This is a genomic window from Saccharopolyspora sp. 7B (assembly GCF_020177435.1).
Taxonomy (GTDB): domain Bacteria; phylum Actinomycetota; class Actinomycetes; order Mycobacteriales; family Pseudonocardiaceae; genus Saccharopolyspora_C; species Saccharopolyspora_C gregorii.
Map to the genome: position 1 here is coordinate 38,606 of NZ_JAIUKC010000038.1, position 14,940 is coordinate 53,545.

A 14,940-nucleotide genomic window follows, 5' to 3' on the forward strand; every position below is an offset into this window, starting at 1 on the left:
AGGTCGAGCGGGCCGTTGACCTCGCGGGAGGAGCCGTCAGCCGCCGGTGCTGCCGGACTGCTGCTGCGCCTGCGGGTTCGGCGGCGGCCGGTTCACGCCGCCCGGCGGGACCGGGACGGAGTCGTACACGTAGCTGGCCTGCGCCGGGTCGAGCAGATCGCCCTTCGGCAGCGACCGCAGGATCCCGGACGGACCGGCCTGCAACGCACCCGGGTTGGTCACCACGCCGAGCCCCTGCGCGGTCGCGCCGTCCTTGATCCCGTAGATCACGCCCTGGTCGGACACCAGGTAGATCGGGGCCGAGTCGGCACCGGCCTCGTTGGACGCGCCGCGCACCACGGCCGCCTTCCCGGCGGGCATGTAGAAGAAGTCCACCTTCGGGCCGGTCCCGTCGTGCTGGGCCAGCTTCACCGGGGCGGTCTTCGTGGGGGCGTCCTTGCCGACGGTGACCGTGACGTGGTGCTCGCCGCCGACGTTGTGCCAGCTGAGGCAGGACGTGGGCGCCTGCTGGAAGGACAGCGGGTGCGGCACGACCGTCGGGAACGAGTCCATGTCGAGGCGCTGCGCCTCCGCGGTCTTCGCGTCGGTGATGGTGCCGGTGGAGTTCGGGATCTCCTGGCTGCCGCGCTTGCTGGCGTGCAGCACCGCGGCCGCACCGGCGCTGATCTCCTGCTTGCCCTCGGGCAGCAGCGCGAAGTACTTGTCCGGCGCCCCGGCGACGGTCTGCTTGACCACGTCACCGGAGTCGTACGGGTTCTGCATGTAGTCCACGGTGCCGCTGGGCGCGTCCGGGATCTGCAACGGCGGCGCGTCCGGCACCGAGTTCAGCATGTTCGTGGTGATGGTCCGCGGAACCACCCCGTTGAGCCCGTAGAGGTCCATCACGGCCTGCTCGGAGCGGTCCACCTGCGCCTTGACGACCTTGGTGTGCGGCCGGCCCGGCAGGTCCTCCACCCGGTAGATCAGGTACTCCTGCCCGGAGCTCTGGTCCTGCACGAACAGCGACTCGTCGGGTTTGAGCTCGACGCCGTGGTCCGCGTCGCCGCCGATGACGGTGGTCTCCACCTTCGTCGCGCGCTGGGTCCGGGCCTCGCTGCCGAGGTTGTCCCGGACCTGCCCGACGTCGCAGATCGCCCACGCGGGCTCGGCGACGTTGTTCGCCGCGGGCAAGTAGTTGGGGGCGTTGACCATTCCGGTGCGCGGGCCGCGCGGGAAGTCCGCCAGCGCCGACTCCTTCACCGTGGTCGCCTCGACGGGTTGCCCGCCCTGGCCGCCGCCCTGCGCCATCACCAGCAGCTTCGCGGACGCCATGTTCAGCATCGGGATCAGCCGCTTCTGCGCGGCGTCGTCCGCGGTGACGACGTACACGCTGCCGCTGTCCTTGCCGATGACGATGTTGCCCGGTTCGGGGATCGACCCCTTCCCGCCGAACAAGCCCCAGACGAGGAACCCGATCAGCCCGATGCAGGCGAGGATGGCACCGGCGATGGTGGCGCGCTTGTGCGAGCCCATCGGGTCGTGCAGCATCACCGCGTCTTTGCGCACCAACGCCGATTCCATGCGGCGAAGGACGAACTGGTACGCCTGAACCTGTGACTTCGTTGTGGGTGTTGATGCCATTCTTCGCCTACAGCTCTCCCGTCCGAGGTACGGTTCCGCAGGATAGCCGGAGAGGGGCGCCGCACGGGTCCGGTTCGACGGAACCCTTCCGCAAACTCTTGGAACGGCTGCCGAACGACCTGGTTGGCGCGCCCGTGCGCGCACTACCTGCGAGGGGAAGAGACCGAACGGATGTCCGTCAGCACGCAACATCCGGCCCAGCCGAACGCCTCCGGTACCGGCGGTGCTCGCACGCGCATCCGAGCGCGGCGTCGCACGGTCGGTGCCAGCCTCGGGGCGATGCCGGTGGCCAACATCGTCGTCATCGAGGTCGGCCTGGCACTCGGCCTGATCCTGGTGCTGCTCAACGAGATGCTGTGGCCGGTGTCCGCGGGCGTCGTCGCGCTCGCGCTGATCATCGCGCTGCTGCGCAGGCGCGGCCGCTGGTTCACCCAGTGGTTCGGGCTCGTCCTGGAATACCGCACGCGCAGCCACATCCGCCGTTCCGTCCCGCCGTCCGAGGACGTCAGCGAATTCGTCGAGGACCGCAACGGTGACGGCATCATCGGTCCCGACGAGAACCACCGGGTGGCGCTGCTGCGGATCCTGGTCGAGGACCTCGTCGTCGCGCGCGGCCAGGACCACGACCGCAACCCGGTCGGTTTGTCCTGGCACAACGGCAAGTGGACCGCGGTGCTCATGGTGGACCCGACGCCGCCGCTGATCAGCAACCCGGACAAGGCGACGAACCTGCCGCTGGGCGTGCTGACGCCGTGCCTGGAGGACCGCGGCGTGGTGCTCGACGCGATCCAGGTGATCTGGCACTGCTACCCGGGAAGTGCCGCGCTGCTGCCGGATTCGCCCGCGCTGAACTCCTACCTGGAACTGATGGGGACCTCCTCCGCCGCCGCACGCCGCACCACCTGGGTCGCCGTGCGGCTGGACCCGCAGACCTGCGCGAAGGCCGTCGGCGAACGCGGCGGCGGGGTCGTCGGCGCGCACCGGGCGCTGATCGGCGCGCTGTCCCGAGTGCGCAACGCGCTGGCGAGCCAGGGCATTTCGGCCCGGCCGCTGGACCCGGACGAACTGCTGCAGGCGGGCATCTCCTCCGCCGAGCTGCAGGACGCGCTCGGTTCGCAGCGGCCCATCGGGTTGCGGGAGCGGTGGAGCGGGGTCATCGCCGACAACTACCGGCACGCCAGCTACGCCATCACCGGCTGGCCGAACCGGATGACCGACGGCATCAACGCGCTGACCGGAGTTCGCGGCCGGTCCATCAGCATCGCGCTGTCCATCGCACCGTCCGGTGAGGACGGCGAGGTGGGGCTGCGCGGCCTGGTGCGGATCAGCGGCCGCACCCCGGAGGCGCTGAACTCCGCGGACCACCAGCTGCGGGCCATCAGCAACAAGCTCAACCTGACGCTCACCCCGCTGCGCGGGATGCAGCTGGCGGGCCTGACCGGAACGCTGCCCCTGGGAGGTGCGGCATGAGCCGGACGCGAACCCTCGACACCCCCGGCAACAGCACCGGGACCGCGCCGGAGTTCCTGGTGCGGCCGGAGATGCTGGACCTGGTGAGCCCGCCCGGCGACCGCGGCGGGATGATCATCGGCGCCGGGCCGACCGGGGAGCCGCTGACGGCGTCGATCCTGCGGCCCGAACCGACCCGCATGGTCACCGTCGGCGGCCTGTACCTGGCGCGGCAGATCGCGCTGCGCGCCATGGCCGCGGGCGCCTGGGTGCACGTGGTCACCGGCCGCCCCGGCGCGTGGCGGGTGCTGGAGCGGGCCGCGGGGCTCACCCCCGACGGCAAGCCGGTCCCGGTGGTGAGCCTGCGCAAGCTCGCCCCCTACGACGTTCCCCGGGTCACCGAGGAGTCACCGCTGCTGCTGATCCACGACGGCGGCGCGGTGCCGCAGGAGATGTTCCCGCCGCGCGTCCCGTGGCAGACCACCATGTACGTGCTGCCCTACCTGCACCCGCAGGCGGGCAGCGGTGCGGCCACCAACACCGCCGACCTGATCCTGCTGCAGCGCCTGCCGTTGCAGCAGGCGCAGCTGGCGGCGCGGTTCTGGTACTTCGGGCAGCAGCAGATCCAGCACCTCACCCAGCTCAAGGACGACGGGGTGATCGCCCTCGGGGACAACCTGTGGGAGCCGATCACGCTGGTCACCGGCGCCAAGGAACGGGAGATCCTCGGCCCCATCCGCCGCGGCGACTGATCACGCGACGGTCTTCGAACTCGGGGTGCGAGGAGCTCGGGTGTCCGGTTGCGTGCTCGGTCGGCAGCTCAGCGGCTTCGCCGCTGACAGGAAGACGGACACGACCCGCCGGGCAGGTTCGGAGACGGGCGGTCAGGGGCTTCGCCGCTGACCGGCTAGGACGACGTTCGGAACGGCCCGCATCCCCCATCGGGGTGCGGGCCGTTCCGCGCCGGGGAGGTCAGTTCTTGATCTCGCCGTAGCGGGCCAGCGCCTCCTGCCGTTCGACGCCGTGCTCGACGATCGGCGGCGGGTACCCGTTCGGCGGACCGTCCGGCAGGGTCCACGGCCGGTGGGTGCTCTTCGCATCCAGGTCGCGCAGCTCGGGGACGTGCTCGCGGACGTACGCGCCGTCCGGGTCGAACCGGGTGCCCTGGGTGATCGGGTTGAAGACCCGGAAGTAGGGGGCGGCGTCGGTGCCGGAACCCGCGGCCCACTGCCAGCCGTGCTGGTTCGAGGCGAGGTCCCCGTCCACCAGGTGCCGCATGAAGTGCCGGGCGCCCCACCACCACGGCAGGTGCAGGTCCTTCACCAGGAAGCTCGCCACCACCATCCGCACCCGGTTGTGCATCCAGCCCTCCGCGAGCAGCTGCCGCATCCCCGCGTCCACGATCGGGAACCCGGTGCGGCCCGCGCACCACTCGCCGAACCGGTCCCAGGCGTCGGCGTCGGTGTCCAGCCGGATCCGGTCGTAGCGGGTGTCGAAGTTGTGCCGGGCGCTGTCCGGGCGGTGCCACAGCACGTCCGCGTAGAAGTCGCGGAACGCCAGCTCGTTCCGGTAGCTGCTCGCACCGTCCCCGACCTCGCCGGCCAGGTCGGCGAGCAGGGTGCGCGGGTGCACGCAGCCCCACTTCAGGTACGGCGACATCCGGCTGGTGCCCGCGCGGTCCGGCCGGTCCCGGTCCCGGTCGTAGCCGGTGAGCGCGGAAGCGCAGAAGTCGTCCCAGCGCTCCAGCGCGGCCCGCTCCCCCGCCGGTGGCAGCACGACACCGCCCAGGTCCTCGTCCGCGGGGATCCCGGCGGCGCGCACCTTCCGCGGCAGCAGCCAGTTCGCCGTGGACCCGTCGGTGTCCGCGGGCGCGGGCCTGCCGTGCTCGTCCCAGGCGCGCCGGAACGGGGTGAACACCTGGTAGGCGGTGCCGTCCCGCTTGGTGACGCGCCCCGGGGTGACCGCGTACGGCGAACCGGTGGCGACCCACTCGACCTCGCCGAGCGCGTCCCGCACCCGCTCGTCGCGCTCCCGGCCGTAGGGCCCGGTGTCGGCGGAGACGTGCACCGAACCGGCGCCGGCCTCCGCGACGAGCTCCGGCAGCACCTGCGCCGGAGCACCGCGCAGCACCAGCAGCCGACCACCGAGGCTCGCGTCGAGCTCTCGCAGGCAGCGGTACAGGAAGGTGCGGCGGGGCGGGCCCGCGGGCGCGAGCAGCGCCTCGTCCAGCACGAACACCCCGATCACCCGGCGGCCGTCGCGGGCCGCGGCGGCCAGCGCCGGGTGGTCGCGGACCCGCAGATCGCGCCGGAACCACAGGACGGCAGGTGCGCTCATGCCCGACGACCCTACGCACCGCGCCCGCCGGAGGCCGAGCGCGAACCCGGCACGAGTCGGGCACCGTGCTGGTGGGAAGCCGACACGAGTCGGCGCAGCACCCACCAGGAAGGCCGACACGAGTCGGCGCAGCCACAGGGGAGGCCGACACGAGTCGGCGCAGCCACAGGGGAGGCCGACACGAGTCGGCGCAGCGGCCGGCGAGGAGCCGGACACCGGGGCCTGGGCGGGACGACGGGCCGATACCCGCCGCGGCCGGAGCCGCTAGGTCGATTCAGCTTTCGATTCAGCTCCGCCGTGGACGGATCCCGTCGAGCCCGCACGGCTCATCGGGCGCCCCCGGCGGTGCGGGCCCTCAGCGCTCGCCGATGGACCGGTAGGAGCGCTCCGCCGCACCGGTGTACACCTGGCGCGGACGGCTGATCTTGCGGGCCGGGTCCTCCAGCATCTCCCGCCAGTGCGCGATCCAGCCGGGCAGGCGGCCGAGCGCGAACAGAACGGTGAAGTACTTCGTCGGGAAGCCCATCGCCTTGTAGATCAGGCCGGTGTAGAAGTCGACGTTCGGGTAGAGCTTGCGCTCGACGAAGTAGTCGTCGGCCAGCGCCTTCTCCTCCAGCTTGAGCGCGATCTCCAGCAGCGGGTCGTTCGCGCCGAGCTTGCCGAGCACCTCGTCGGCGGTCTTCTTGATGATCGCCGCGCGCGGGTCGTAGTTCTTGTAGACCCGGTGCCCGAAGCCCATCAGCTTGACGCCGGGCTCCTTGTTCTTGACCCGCTCGACGAACGAGTCGACGTCGCCGCCGTTGGCGTGGATGCCCTCCAGCATCTCCAGCACCGCACTGTTCGCGCCGCCGTGCAGCGGGCCGAACAGGGCGTTGATGCCCGCGGAGATCGAGGCGAACAGGTTCGCCTCGGAGGAGCCCACCATGCGCACCGTGGAGGTGGAGCAGTTCTGCTCGTGGTCGGCGTGCAGGATGAACAGCAGGTCGAGGGCGCGGGTCAGCGCCGGGTCGACCTCGTAGGGCTCGGCGGGGAACCCGAAGGTCATCCGCAGGAAGTTCTCCACCAGGCCCAGCGAGTTGTCCGGGTACAGGAACGGCTGCCCCACGGACTTCTTGTAGGCGTAGGCCGCGATCGTCGGCAGCTTCGCCAGCAGGCGCACCGTGGACAGCTCGACCTGGTTCTGGTCGAACGGGTCCAGGCTGTCCTGGTAGAAGGTCGACAGCGCCGACACCGCCGACGACAGCACCGGCATCGGGTGCGCGTCGCGGGGGAAGCCGTCGAAGAACTGCTTGAGGTCCTCGTGCAGCAGGGTGTGCCGCTGGATCCGGTCGGCGAAGTCGTCGTACTGCGCCTGCGTGGGCAGCTCACCGTAGATCAGCAGGTAGCTGACCTCGATGAAGTTGGACTTGGCGGCCAGCTCCTCGATGGGGTAGCCGCGGTAGCGCAGGATGCCCGCGTCACCGTCGATGTAGGTGATGTCGGACTTGCAGGCGGCGGTGTTGACGAAACCCGGGTCCAGCGTCACCAAACCGGTCTGGGCCAGCAGCTTCCCGAGATCCACACCGGCGGAGCCCTCGGTCGGCTCCGTCACCTGCATTTCGTGCTCGCCACCGTCGTAGCGCAGCGCGACGGTACGTTTGGCGGTCGCGTCGTCGGGCATTCGGGAACCTCTCGCGCTCGTGAAGGGGGCGGCGCTTCCGCCGACGACTGCGCACTTCCCGTGGTGTTCGGGCAGCGTGGTCGGTCGCGCGCATGCGCCGGTCGGGGTTTCCGGACCGCCGCAGCACCACCCCGTTGGGGTCCTGTCAGATGCCACGCTAGACCGCTCCAGGCCCCTCGCGCAGCAATCGTGTTAGCCCTTTTGGGCAGGTGGGACCACGATCACATCGCCGATCAGGCCGGACGCCACGCGCTCGGCACCCGGTTGCCGCAACCGATCGCGGCGGGGCCCAGGGCCGGAGCTCCTCCGGCCCGGGGGCGCCCGGAATGCCCGGACCCGCCCCCGACCCGCCGCGCGACGGGCCGGGGCGGCCGGTCAGGCGAGTTCGGCGGTGGTCGGCGGCTCGGCACCGGGCCGGGAGACGGTGATGGCGGCGGCCCGGGCCGCGAAGCCGAGGGCTTCGCGCCACTGGTCGTGGGTGAGCGCCCGCACCGCGGCCGGGGACAGCGCGTCGTTGCGGTGCAGCCAGGCCAGCAGCGCCCCGTGCACCGTGTCGCCCGCGCCGATGGTGTCGGCGACCTGCGCCCGCACGCCCGGCACCTCGACGAGCTCGCCGTCACCGACCAGCGCGGCCAGCCCGTCGGCACCGCGGGTGAGCACCAGCCCGGCCGGGCCCGCCTGCTGCCATCGGCGCAGCGCGACGTCCAGCTCCTCGTCCCCGGCCAGCCACTCGGCGTCCTCCACCGACAGCTTCAGCAGGTGCACGGAGGGCAGCCAGGCCTCGAACCGCTTGCGGTACGCCTCCGGGTCGCCGATGAGGTCGGCGCGGATGTTCGGGTCCAGCGCCACGAACCGGCCGCGCTCGGCTTCGCGGAACAGCACCGCCTCGTACGCGGTGGCGCCGGGTTCGAGCACCATGCCGAGGGTGCCGAAGGAGACGGCGGTGACCTCGTCGGGCAGCGGGCCCGGGTCGGCGACGAAGCGGGCGGCGGTGCCTTCGGTGTGGAAGCTGTAGCGGGCCGAGCCGTCCTCGGCGAGGCCGACCACGGCGAGCGTCGTCGGTTCCGGGCCGCGGCGCACCAGCTCGGTGCTCACCCCGGATTCGACGAGGCGTTCCAGCAGCTTGTCGCCGAACTGGTCGGTGGACAGGGTCGCGTGGAACCCGGCGGGCACGTCCAAGCGGCCCAGCGCGATCGCCACGTTGTACGGGCCGCCGCCGAGGCGGGGGTGCAGCGGGCCGAGCTCGCCTCCTGGCGTGGCGGCGTCCGGGACGAGGTCGACGAGGGCCTCTCCACCGATGACGATCACGTTTCCTCCGTGCTGGTGCTTCCGTGCTGACTTGCTCGGCTCCGCGACCGGGCCGGCCGCCGGGTTCGGCGTTCCGGACCAGGTTTCGGGCCGGGGACCGCGCCGGACGGCTACGGCCGGGCGGTCGGGGGGCGGGGACCAGTGTGCTCCGCCGGGGGTGGGGCGATCCGTGAACCTCCGGCCGCCGGGTCGAACAGGCCGCCGAGCAGGAACTGGGACAGCTCGGCGAAGGCTTCCGCGTCGGACAGGCCGGTGCGCTCGGCGATCTCGCCGCGCTGGATGGCACCGATGGTGCCGCTGACCATCTCGGCGACGAACGCGGCGTGCACTTCGCGGAACACGCCTTCGCGGACGCCGTCGCGGATGTAGCGGCGCATGTTCTCGGCGGCGGCGCGGGCGTTGGCCTGGTAGGTGGCGCGGGTGGCCGGGTTGGCGGCCATGTCGGCCATGAACCGCCGGGAGGCGGGGCGCAGCCTGGCCGCGGCGGTGTCGAGGTAGGTGCGCATCCGGGCGCGGACGTCGTCGACCTCGGCGACGGCGCGCTCCACGTCGGCGGTGGCGTTCTTGAAGAACCGGGCGACGACGGCGACGGCGAGCTGCTCCTTGCTGCCGGCGAGCGTGTAGAGCGTCGACTTCGAGCAGTGCAGCCGGGCGGCGAGCTCGTCGAGGGTGAAGTGGGCGAACCCCTCCGCGAGGAACAGGGCGCACAACCGGTCGAGCAGGTCGGCGCGGCGCTGCTCCGGCGATCCCGCGCTCCGGCGGCGGCCCGGCGACGCGTTCGCCTCGGCGGCGACCGGCTCGGGAGGAGTCATGCGGGTGAGACTGCCACAGCTCGGGAACGGCGGGCGTCGGCGGGCCTGGCGCCGGACGCGGCGCGACAGTACTCTGACGAGTCCCACAGTACTCTTTTCAGTACTGGCATGTTCCGCACCCGCCACAGCCCGCAGGAGCGCCGCCCATGGCCGTCGACCGACTGCTGCCCAGCCAGGAAGCCAGCGACCTGCTCGCGCTGACCGCGGAGATCGCCCGCGACGAGCTCGCCCCCGCCGCCGCCGGGGCCGAGGAACGGGAACTGTTCCCGCGCAAGGCGTTCCAGCTGCTCGGCGACTCCGGGCTGCTCGGCCTGCCGTACCCGGAGGAGCACGGCGGCGGAGGCCAGCCCTACGAGGTCTACCTGCAGGTGCTCGAAGAGCTCAGCAGCGCCTGGATGACCGTCGGCGTCGGGCTCTCGGTGCACACCATGTCCTGCTACCCGCTCGCCCGGTACGGCACCGACGAGCAGCGCGACCGGTGGCTGCCGGAGATGATCGGCGGCGACCTGCTCGGCGGCTACGCGCTGTCCGAGGCGCACGCCGGATCGGACGCCGGCGCGCTGCGCACCCGCGCCGACCGGGACGGCGACGAGTACCGGGTCACCGGCACCAAGTCGTGGATCACGCACGGTGGGGTCGCCGACTTCTACGCGCTGATGGCGCGCACCTCCGACGACGGGCCGCGCGGCATCAGCTGCCTGCTCGTGGACGGCGCGACGCCCGGGCTGTCGGCGGCACCGCCCGAGCGCAAGATGGGCCTCACCGGCTCCCCCACCACCGAGTTGCGGTTCGAGGACGCGCGGGTGCCCGCGGACCGGTTGCTCGGCGGCGAAGGGCACGGGCTGGCCATCGCGCTGAACGCGCTGGACTCCGGGCGGCTCGGCATCGCCGCCTGCGCCGTCGGCCTCGCGCAGGCCGCGCTGGACCTCGCCGTCGACTACGCCAAGGGCCGCGAGCAGTTCGGGCGGCCGATCATCGAGTTCCAGGGCGTCGAGTTCCTGCTCGCCGACATGGCCGCGGCCGTGCAGTCCGCCCGCGCCGCCTACCTGGACGGGGCGCGGCGCCGGGACGCGGGCAGGCCGTTCGGGACGCAGGCGGGGGGGGGGGGGGGGGGGGGGGGGGGCCCCGCGGGGGGGGGGGGGGGGGCGCGCGGCGGGGGGGGGGGGGGGGGGGGCGGCGGCCCCCCCCCCCCCCCCCCCCCCCCCGCCGCGATGAAGGTGACCACCGACGCCGTGCAGGTCCTCGGCGGCGCCGGCTACACCCGCGACTTCCCCGCCGAGCGGTACATGCGGGAGGCGAAGGTGCTGCAGATCTTCGAGGGCACCAACCAGATCCAACGCATGGTCATCGCCCGCGACCTCGCCAAGGGCTGACCCACCGGTTCGTCCGTGTCCCGTCAGCGGCGAAGCCGCTGAGCAGAAACCACCCGAGCGACCGGACCACCCGCAGGCTCCGCCGTTTTCCTGTCAGCGGCGAAGCCGCTGAGCGGCGACCACCAGAGCAAGACGACCATCCGCGGGTTCTCAGCGGTTTCCTCGCGAGGACAGCTTTTTTGCATGTGGCGGAGCCACCTGCGAAAAAGATCCCGCAGCGAGGAAACCGCTGAGGTTCCGCCACCCCACCCCCTCAGCAACGAGAGCGGGGATCCCGCATCAGAACGGGCGGAGGCCCCACTGGGCGATCCAGTCCTCGCCGGGCGGGAGGGTGATCAGGTCGGTGCCGGAGTTCAGCGCGTCCGGCGGGCAGGTCATCGGCTCGATCGCGACGGCCCGGCCGCGGCCCGGGAACTCGTCGTTGGTGTAGACCTGGACCCACTTGAACACCGGGTCCGCCCACAGCTCCACGCCGTGCCCGGCCGGGTCGGTCAACGAGTGCCGCACCAGCGGATCGCCCGGATCCGGCGCGGCCCCGCCGAACGCGGTGTCCAGCAGCACCCCGGCGAGGCGGCGGCCGCGGCGGAAGTCCTGCTCGTCGCCCTCCAGCGCGCGCGGCGGCCGCACCGGCAGCAGCCGTTCCGGGTCGACCGGCAGCACCGAGGACGCCGCGAGCCGCAGCGTGCAGTCGTCGGTCTCGGCGAGCCCGGCGCGCGGGTACGGGTGCACGCCCACGCCGAACGGCACGGCGCGCTTGCCGAGGTTCTCCACGGTGTGCGTGACGGTCAGCCCCGTCGCGTCCAGCGAGTAGCCGATGGAGGTGAGCAGCGGCACCGGCCAGCCCGGCTGCACCGGCACCATCGCGTGCAGCACGATCGTCGACTCGGCGTGCTCGACCACGGTCCACGGGGTGTGCCGCAGCAGGCCGTGGATCGCGTTGTGCCGGTCCGGTTCGGTGAGCGCCAGCTGCTGCGGCTCCCGCTCCAGGGTCCAGCGTCCGTCGGCGACCCGGTTCGGCCACGGCACCAGCACCGCGCCTGCGCCGCCCGGTGGCCGCTGGTCGGCGTCGTAGGTCTCGGAGTACGCGATCCCGTCCACTTCGAACAGGCGCAGCGCCGCACCGACCTCGGTGACGACGGCGCGCGCACTGCCGCTGACGATCTCGAACTGCCTGCCGGTGGCGGCGACCAGATCATTCACACCGCCACTCTAGAACGTGCCCGGCGACCCCGGTGCGGACGCGGAAGAACCCCGCCCCCACGGGTGCTTCCGCACCGCGGGGACGGGGTTCCGGTCCGGCGATTACTTGGCGAGCTTGTCCGGGTCGAAGTCGACGCGGCCGGCGATCGCCCGGTTCACGCCCCAGAACACGACGCCGATGAGCAGCAGGCCCGCGGCGACCAGGTACTCGGCGACGGGACGGCCCGACAGCGGGCTCGCGAAGAACAGGCACAGCACCGCGCCCAGCACGGGCACCCAGGTGGGGGCCTTGAAGTGCTTGTGCTCCACCTCGTCCTTGCGCAGCACCAGCACCGCGATGTTGACGATGGCGAACACGACCAGCAGCAGCAGCGAGGTGGTGCTGCCCAGGTCCTCGATGTCCAGCAGGCTCACCAGCACCACGGCCAGCACGCTGGTGAACAGGATCGCGACCCACGGGGTCTGCCGGGAGCGGTGCACGCGGCCGAACACGGACGGGATGATCCGCTCGTTCGACATGCCGTAGACGAGGCGGCTCGCCATCAGCATGTTGATCAGCGCGGTGTTGGTGACCGCGAACAGCGCGATGATGGAGAACAGGATCGGCGGGAACCAGGGCGCGGCGGCCTTGACGACCAGCAGCAGCGGCGCGTCGGTGGCGGCCAGCTCATCGGTCGGCACCAGCGTCGAGGTGATCACCGCGATGATCAGGTAGATGCCCGCGGTGATGGACAGGCCCAGCAGCAGCGCGCGCGGGAACACCTTCGCCGGGTTCCGGGTCTCCTCGGCCATGTTCACCGAGTCCTCGAAGCCGACCATCGCGAAGAACGCCAGCGCGGTCGCGGAGGTGACCGCGAGCAGCGGGCTGGACTCCGGGTTGAACTCCAGCAACCGGCCCGGGTCCGGCGCCACCGCCGGGTCCTTGCTGCCGCTGATCAGCGCGACCGCGCCGAACAGGATGACGATGACCAGGCCGCCGAGCTCCACGCAGGTGAGCACGACGTTCATCTTCACCGACTCGCCCACGCCCCTGAAGTTGATCAGGGCGAGCAGCACCAGGAACGCAAGCGCCACCACGATCGCGACCGGCCCCACGCCGGGGAAGATCTCCTCCAGGTAGTTGCCGCTGAACGCCTGCGCGGCGGAGGCCGCCGAGGTGATCCCGGAGCACATCACGGCGAACGCGATGATGAAGGTGACGAAGTGGATGCCGAACGCGCGGTGCACGTACAGGGGCGCCCCACCCGCCTTCGGGTACTTGCCCACCAGCTCCAGGTAGCTGCAAGCGGTGAGGAACGCGACGACGAAGGCGACCACGAACGGGATCCACAACGCGCCGCCGACCTTGCCCGCGACCTTGCCGGTGAGGGAGTACACCGTGGTCCCGAGGATGTCGCCCACTACGAAGAACAAGAGCAGTTTCGGCCCCATGACCTTCTTCAGGCCGGGCTGCGCACCGTCGGGCGCGTCGTCGTTCATGGTCGTGTCGTTGGCCATGGCAGGAAAGTGTGCAGGGTGGTTCGACGTGATCTTGGAGCACCCCTGGTGGACGGCGTGCACCGTCGACGGCACCGGGCCCGCTCAGCGCATCGGCCCCGGACCGGGAACCGCTCGTCGGCCGAACCGCGTTGAGCCGAACGGCCCCGGCCGGACACGCTCAGCCGCGCGGCCGGCTCCGGATAGTCACCGGTTCCCGCAGTGCCGCGGCCCGGCTGATCCCTTCCGGTGGAGTCCGCGGGCGGCTCACTCGGACGGCGCGCGGTAACGCCAGAACGAGGGCGTGAGCACCGCTGCGCCCAGCGCGAGCACCACCACGAGCACGCCGCCCGCCGCCACCGCGGTCTGCGCGCCGATCACCGCACCGCCCGACCCGTGCAGCACGTCGGCGAGCCGCGGGCCGCCCGCGACGACGACGGTGAACACGCCCTGGATGCGGCCGCGCATCTCGTCGGTCGCCGCGGCCTGCAGCATCGAGCTGCGGTACACCATGCTCACCAGGTCGGCGCCGCCACCGATGGCGAGGAACAGCACGCCCAGCCACAGCGAGTCGGACAGCCCGAACCCGACGATGGCCACGCCCCACACGACGACGCCGATGGTGACGCCGACGCCGTGGCGCAGGATCCGGTGCAGCCACCCGGACAGCACGCCGAACGCGAACGCGCCCAGCGGGATCGCCGCGTACAGCCAGCCCAGCGCCGCGCCGCCGCCCGGCGGGTCGCCGTAGACGCGTTCGGCGAGCTCCGGGAACAGCGCCCGCGGCATGCCGAACACCATCGCGATGATGTCCATCAGGAACGAGGTGAGCAGCACCGGGTGCGTGCCCAGGTACCGGAACCCGTCGACCACCGAGCGCAGCCCGGCCTTCGTCGGAGCCCCCGCCAGCGGCGGCAGCGCGGGCAACCGGAACACCGCCCACACCGCGATGGTCAGCGCCACCGCGTCCACCAGGTACAGCACGGACAGGCCCAGCACCGGCAGCAGCACGCCGGCCAGCAGCGGCCCGATGACCGCGCCGAGCTGGAACACGGTGGACCCCAGCGCCTGCGCCGAGGGCAGCAGCGGCGCCGGGATGAGCCGGGCGATGGCCGCGCTGCGGGTCGGCATGTTCACCGCGAAGCAGGTCTGCTGCAGCGCGAACAGCACCAGCACCAGCCACACCGAACCGACGCCCGATGCGGCCACCAGCCACAGCAGCACGGCCGTCGCGGCGAGCCCGCTGTTGGTGAGCAGCAGCAGCTTCCGCCGGTCCACGGTGTCGGCGACGGCGCCGCCCCAGAGCCCGAACACCAGCAGCGGCACCAGGCCGAAGATCCCGGCGAGGCCGACGTACGCGGAGTTCCCGGTGAGGTCGTAGAGCTGCTTGGGCACCGCGACGGCGCTGAACTGGGCACCGACCGAGGTGACGATGCTGGAGGTCCACAGCCGCCGGTAGGCGGGGTAGCCGAGCGGCCGGGTGTCGAGGACGACCTTGCCGAGCAGCGATCGCCAGGATCGCCGGGTCCGCTCCCGCTCCGCGCGGCCGCTCTGCTGGTCCACGAGGAGCCAGCCTAGCCATGAGCGTGGCTAAGGAAACCAGGTCTTGTGACGCAGCCGACCACGCGCACCGGCGATCACGTGCGCGGACGTCCCCTTCGACCGGTTCGCACGACGGCGGGGGGGGGGCGGGGTTCCGCGCCGC

General features: G+C 72.2%; 11 protein-coding genes. 3 read left to right on the forward strand and 8 right to left on the reverse strand.

Going from position 1 to position 14,940, the window contains the following annotated elements; genetic code table 11:
* Nucleotides 1-36: 36 nt before the first annotated feature.
* Entirely contained in the window at nt 37-1,812 is a 1,776-nt protein-coding gene (gene eccB, locus LCD33_RS08010) for a type VII secretion protein EccB (protein ID WP_308011246.1), read from the reverse strand.
* 87 nt (nt 1,813-1,899) lie between these two features.
* On the opposite strand from eccB, the gene eccE reads away from it, so the two are divergent.
* Nucleotides 1,900-3,090 carry a type VII secretion protein EccE gene (gene eccE, locus LCD33_RS08015; protein WP_224956854.1) on the forward strand — a complete coding sequence of 397 codons (1,191 nt, stop codon included), beginning with the start codon at nt 1,900-1,902 and terminating at the stop codon, nt 3,088-3,090.
* Complete coding sequence (locus LCD33_RS08020) at nt 3,087-3,821, forward strand: hypothetical protein (protein WP_224956853.1); 735 nt, start codon at nt 3,087-3,089, stop codon at nt 3,819-3,821. The genes eccE and LCD33_RS08020 overlap by 4 nt, the downstream gene beginning before the upstream one ends.
* Before the next feature lie 220 nt (nt 3,822-4,041).
* Here the strand turns inward: LCD33_RS08020 and LCD33_RS08025 are convergent, their stop codons facing one another.
* The 4 genes from LCD33_RS08025 to LCD33_RS08040 all read right to left on the reverse strand — a co-directional run bounded on the left by LCD33_RS08025 (nt 4,042) and on the right by LCD33_RS08040 (nt 9,186).
* Nucleotides 4,042-5,406, reverse strand: a complete 1,365-nt coding sequence (locus tag LCD33_RS08025; RefSeq protein ID WP_224977670.1) for a deoxyribodipyrimidine photo-lyase — start codon at nt 5,404-5,406, stop codon at nt 4,042-4,044.
* 355 nt (nt 5,407-5,761) lie between these two features.
* Nucleotides 5,762-7,066, reverse strand: a complete 1,305-nt coding sequence (locus LCD33_RS08030; protein WP_224956851.1) for a citrate synthase — start codon at nt 7,064-7,066, stop codon at nt 5,762-5,764.
* Nucleotides 7,067-7,441: 375 nt separating this feature from the next.
* Complete coding sequence (locus tag LCD33_RS08035; RefSeq protein ID WP_224956850.1) at nt 7,442-8,374, reverse strand: carbohydrate kinase; 933 nt, start codon at nt 8,372-8,374, stop codon at nt 7,442-7,444.
* Nucleotides 8,375-8,484: 110 nt separating this feature from the next.
* The gene (locus LCD33_RS08040; protein WP_224977671.1) at nt 8,485-9,186 is read right to left on the reverse strand and encodes a TetR/AcrR family transcriptional regulator; all 702 of its coding nucleotides are present in this window, start codon (nt 9,184-9,186) and stop codon (nt 8,485-8,487) included.
* A 146-nt stretch (nt 9,187-9,332) separates the two neighbouring features.
* On the opposite strand from LCD33_RS08040, the gene LCD33_RS08045 reads away from it, so the two are divergent.
* On the forward strand, nt 9,333-10,559 hold the full coding sequence (locus tag LCD33_RS08045) for an acyl-CoA dehydrogenase family protein (RefSeq protein WP_224977673.1): 1,227 nt from the start codon (nt 9,333-9,335) through the stop codon (nt 10,557-10,559).
* A 279-nt stretch (nt 10,560-10,838) separates the two neighbouring features.
* Here LCD33_RS08045 and LCD33_RS08050 read toward each other — a convergent pair whose 3' ends face one another.
* The 3 genes from LCD33_RS08050 to LCD33_RS08060 all read right to left on the reverse strand — a co-directional run bounded on the left by LCD33_RS08050 (nt 10,839) and on the right by LCD33_RS08060 (nt 14,798).
* Nucleotides 10,839-11,759: an aldose 1-epimerase family protein gene (locus tag LCD33_RS08050; protein ID WP_224969004.1), complete on the reverse strand. Its 921-nt coding sequence runs from the start codon at nt 11,757-11,759 to the stop codon at nt 10,839-10,841.
* A 102-nt stretch (nt 11,760-11,861) separates the two neighbouring features.
* Nucleotides 11,862-13,256 (reverse strand): APC family permease, encoded by a 1,395-nt coding sequence (locus tag LCD33_RS08055; protein WP_224956842.1) that lies wholly within the window; start codon nt 13,254-13,256, stop codon nt 11,862-11,864.
* A gap of 246 nt (nt 13,257-13,502) precedes the next feature.
* Nucleotides 13,503-14,798 (reverse strand): MFS transporter, encoded by a 1,296-nt coding sequence (locus LCD33_RS08060; RefSeq protein WP_224956840.1) that lies wholly within the window; start codon nt 14,796-14,798, stop codon nt 13,503-13,505.
* Nucleotides 14,799-14,940 lie beyond the last annotated feature (142 nt).

What these genes read in the sequence shown, in the direction of transcription:
- eccB (WP_308011246.1), bottom strand. Translation starts at nt 1,812, where the DNA reads ATGTTGCGTGCTGACGGACATCCGTTCGGTCTCTTCCCCTCGCAGGTA.
- eccE (WP_224956854.1), top strand. Translation starts at nt 1,900, where the DNA reads ATGCCGGTGGCCAACATCGTCGTCATCGAGGTCGGCCTGGCACTCGGC.
- LCD33_RS08020 (WP_224956853.1), top strand. Translation starts at nt 3,087, where the DNA reads ATGAGCCGGACGCGAACCCTCGACACCCCCGGCAACAGCACCGGGACC.
- LCD33_RS08025 (WP_224977670.1), bottom strand. Translation starts at nt 5,406, where the DNA reads ATGAGCGCACCTGCCGTCCTGTGGTTCCGGCGCGATCTGCGGGTCCGC.
- LCD33_RS08030 (WP_224956851.1), bottom strand. Translation starts at nt 7,066, where the DNA reads ATGCCCGACGACGCGACCGCCAAACGTACCGTCGCGCTGCGCTACGAC.
- LCD33_RS08040 (WP_224977671.1), bottom strand. Translation starts at nt 9,186, where the DNA reads ATGACTCCTCCCGAGCCGGTCGCCGCCGAGGCGAACGCGTCGCCGGGC.
- LCD33_RS08045 (WP_224977673.1), top strand. Translation starts at nt 9,333, where the DNA reads ATGGCCGTCGACCGACTGCTGCCCAGCCAGGAAGCCAGCGACCTGCTC.
- LCD33_RS08055 (WP_224956842.1), bottom strand. Translation starts at nt 13,256, where the DNA reads ATGGCCAACGACACGACCATGAACGACGACGCGCCCGACGGTGCGCAG.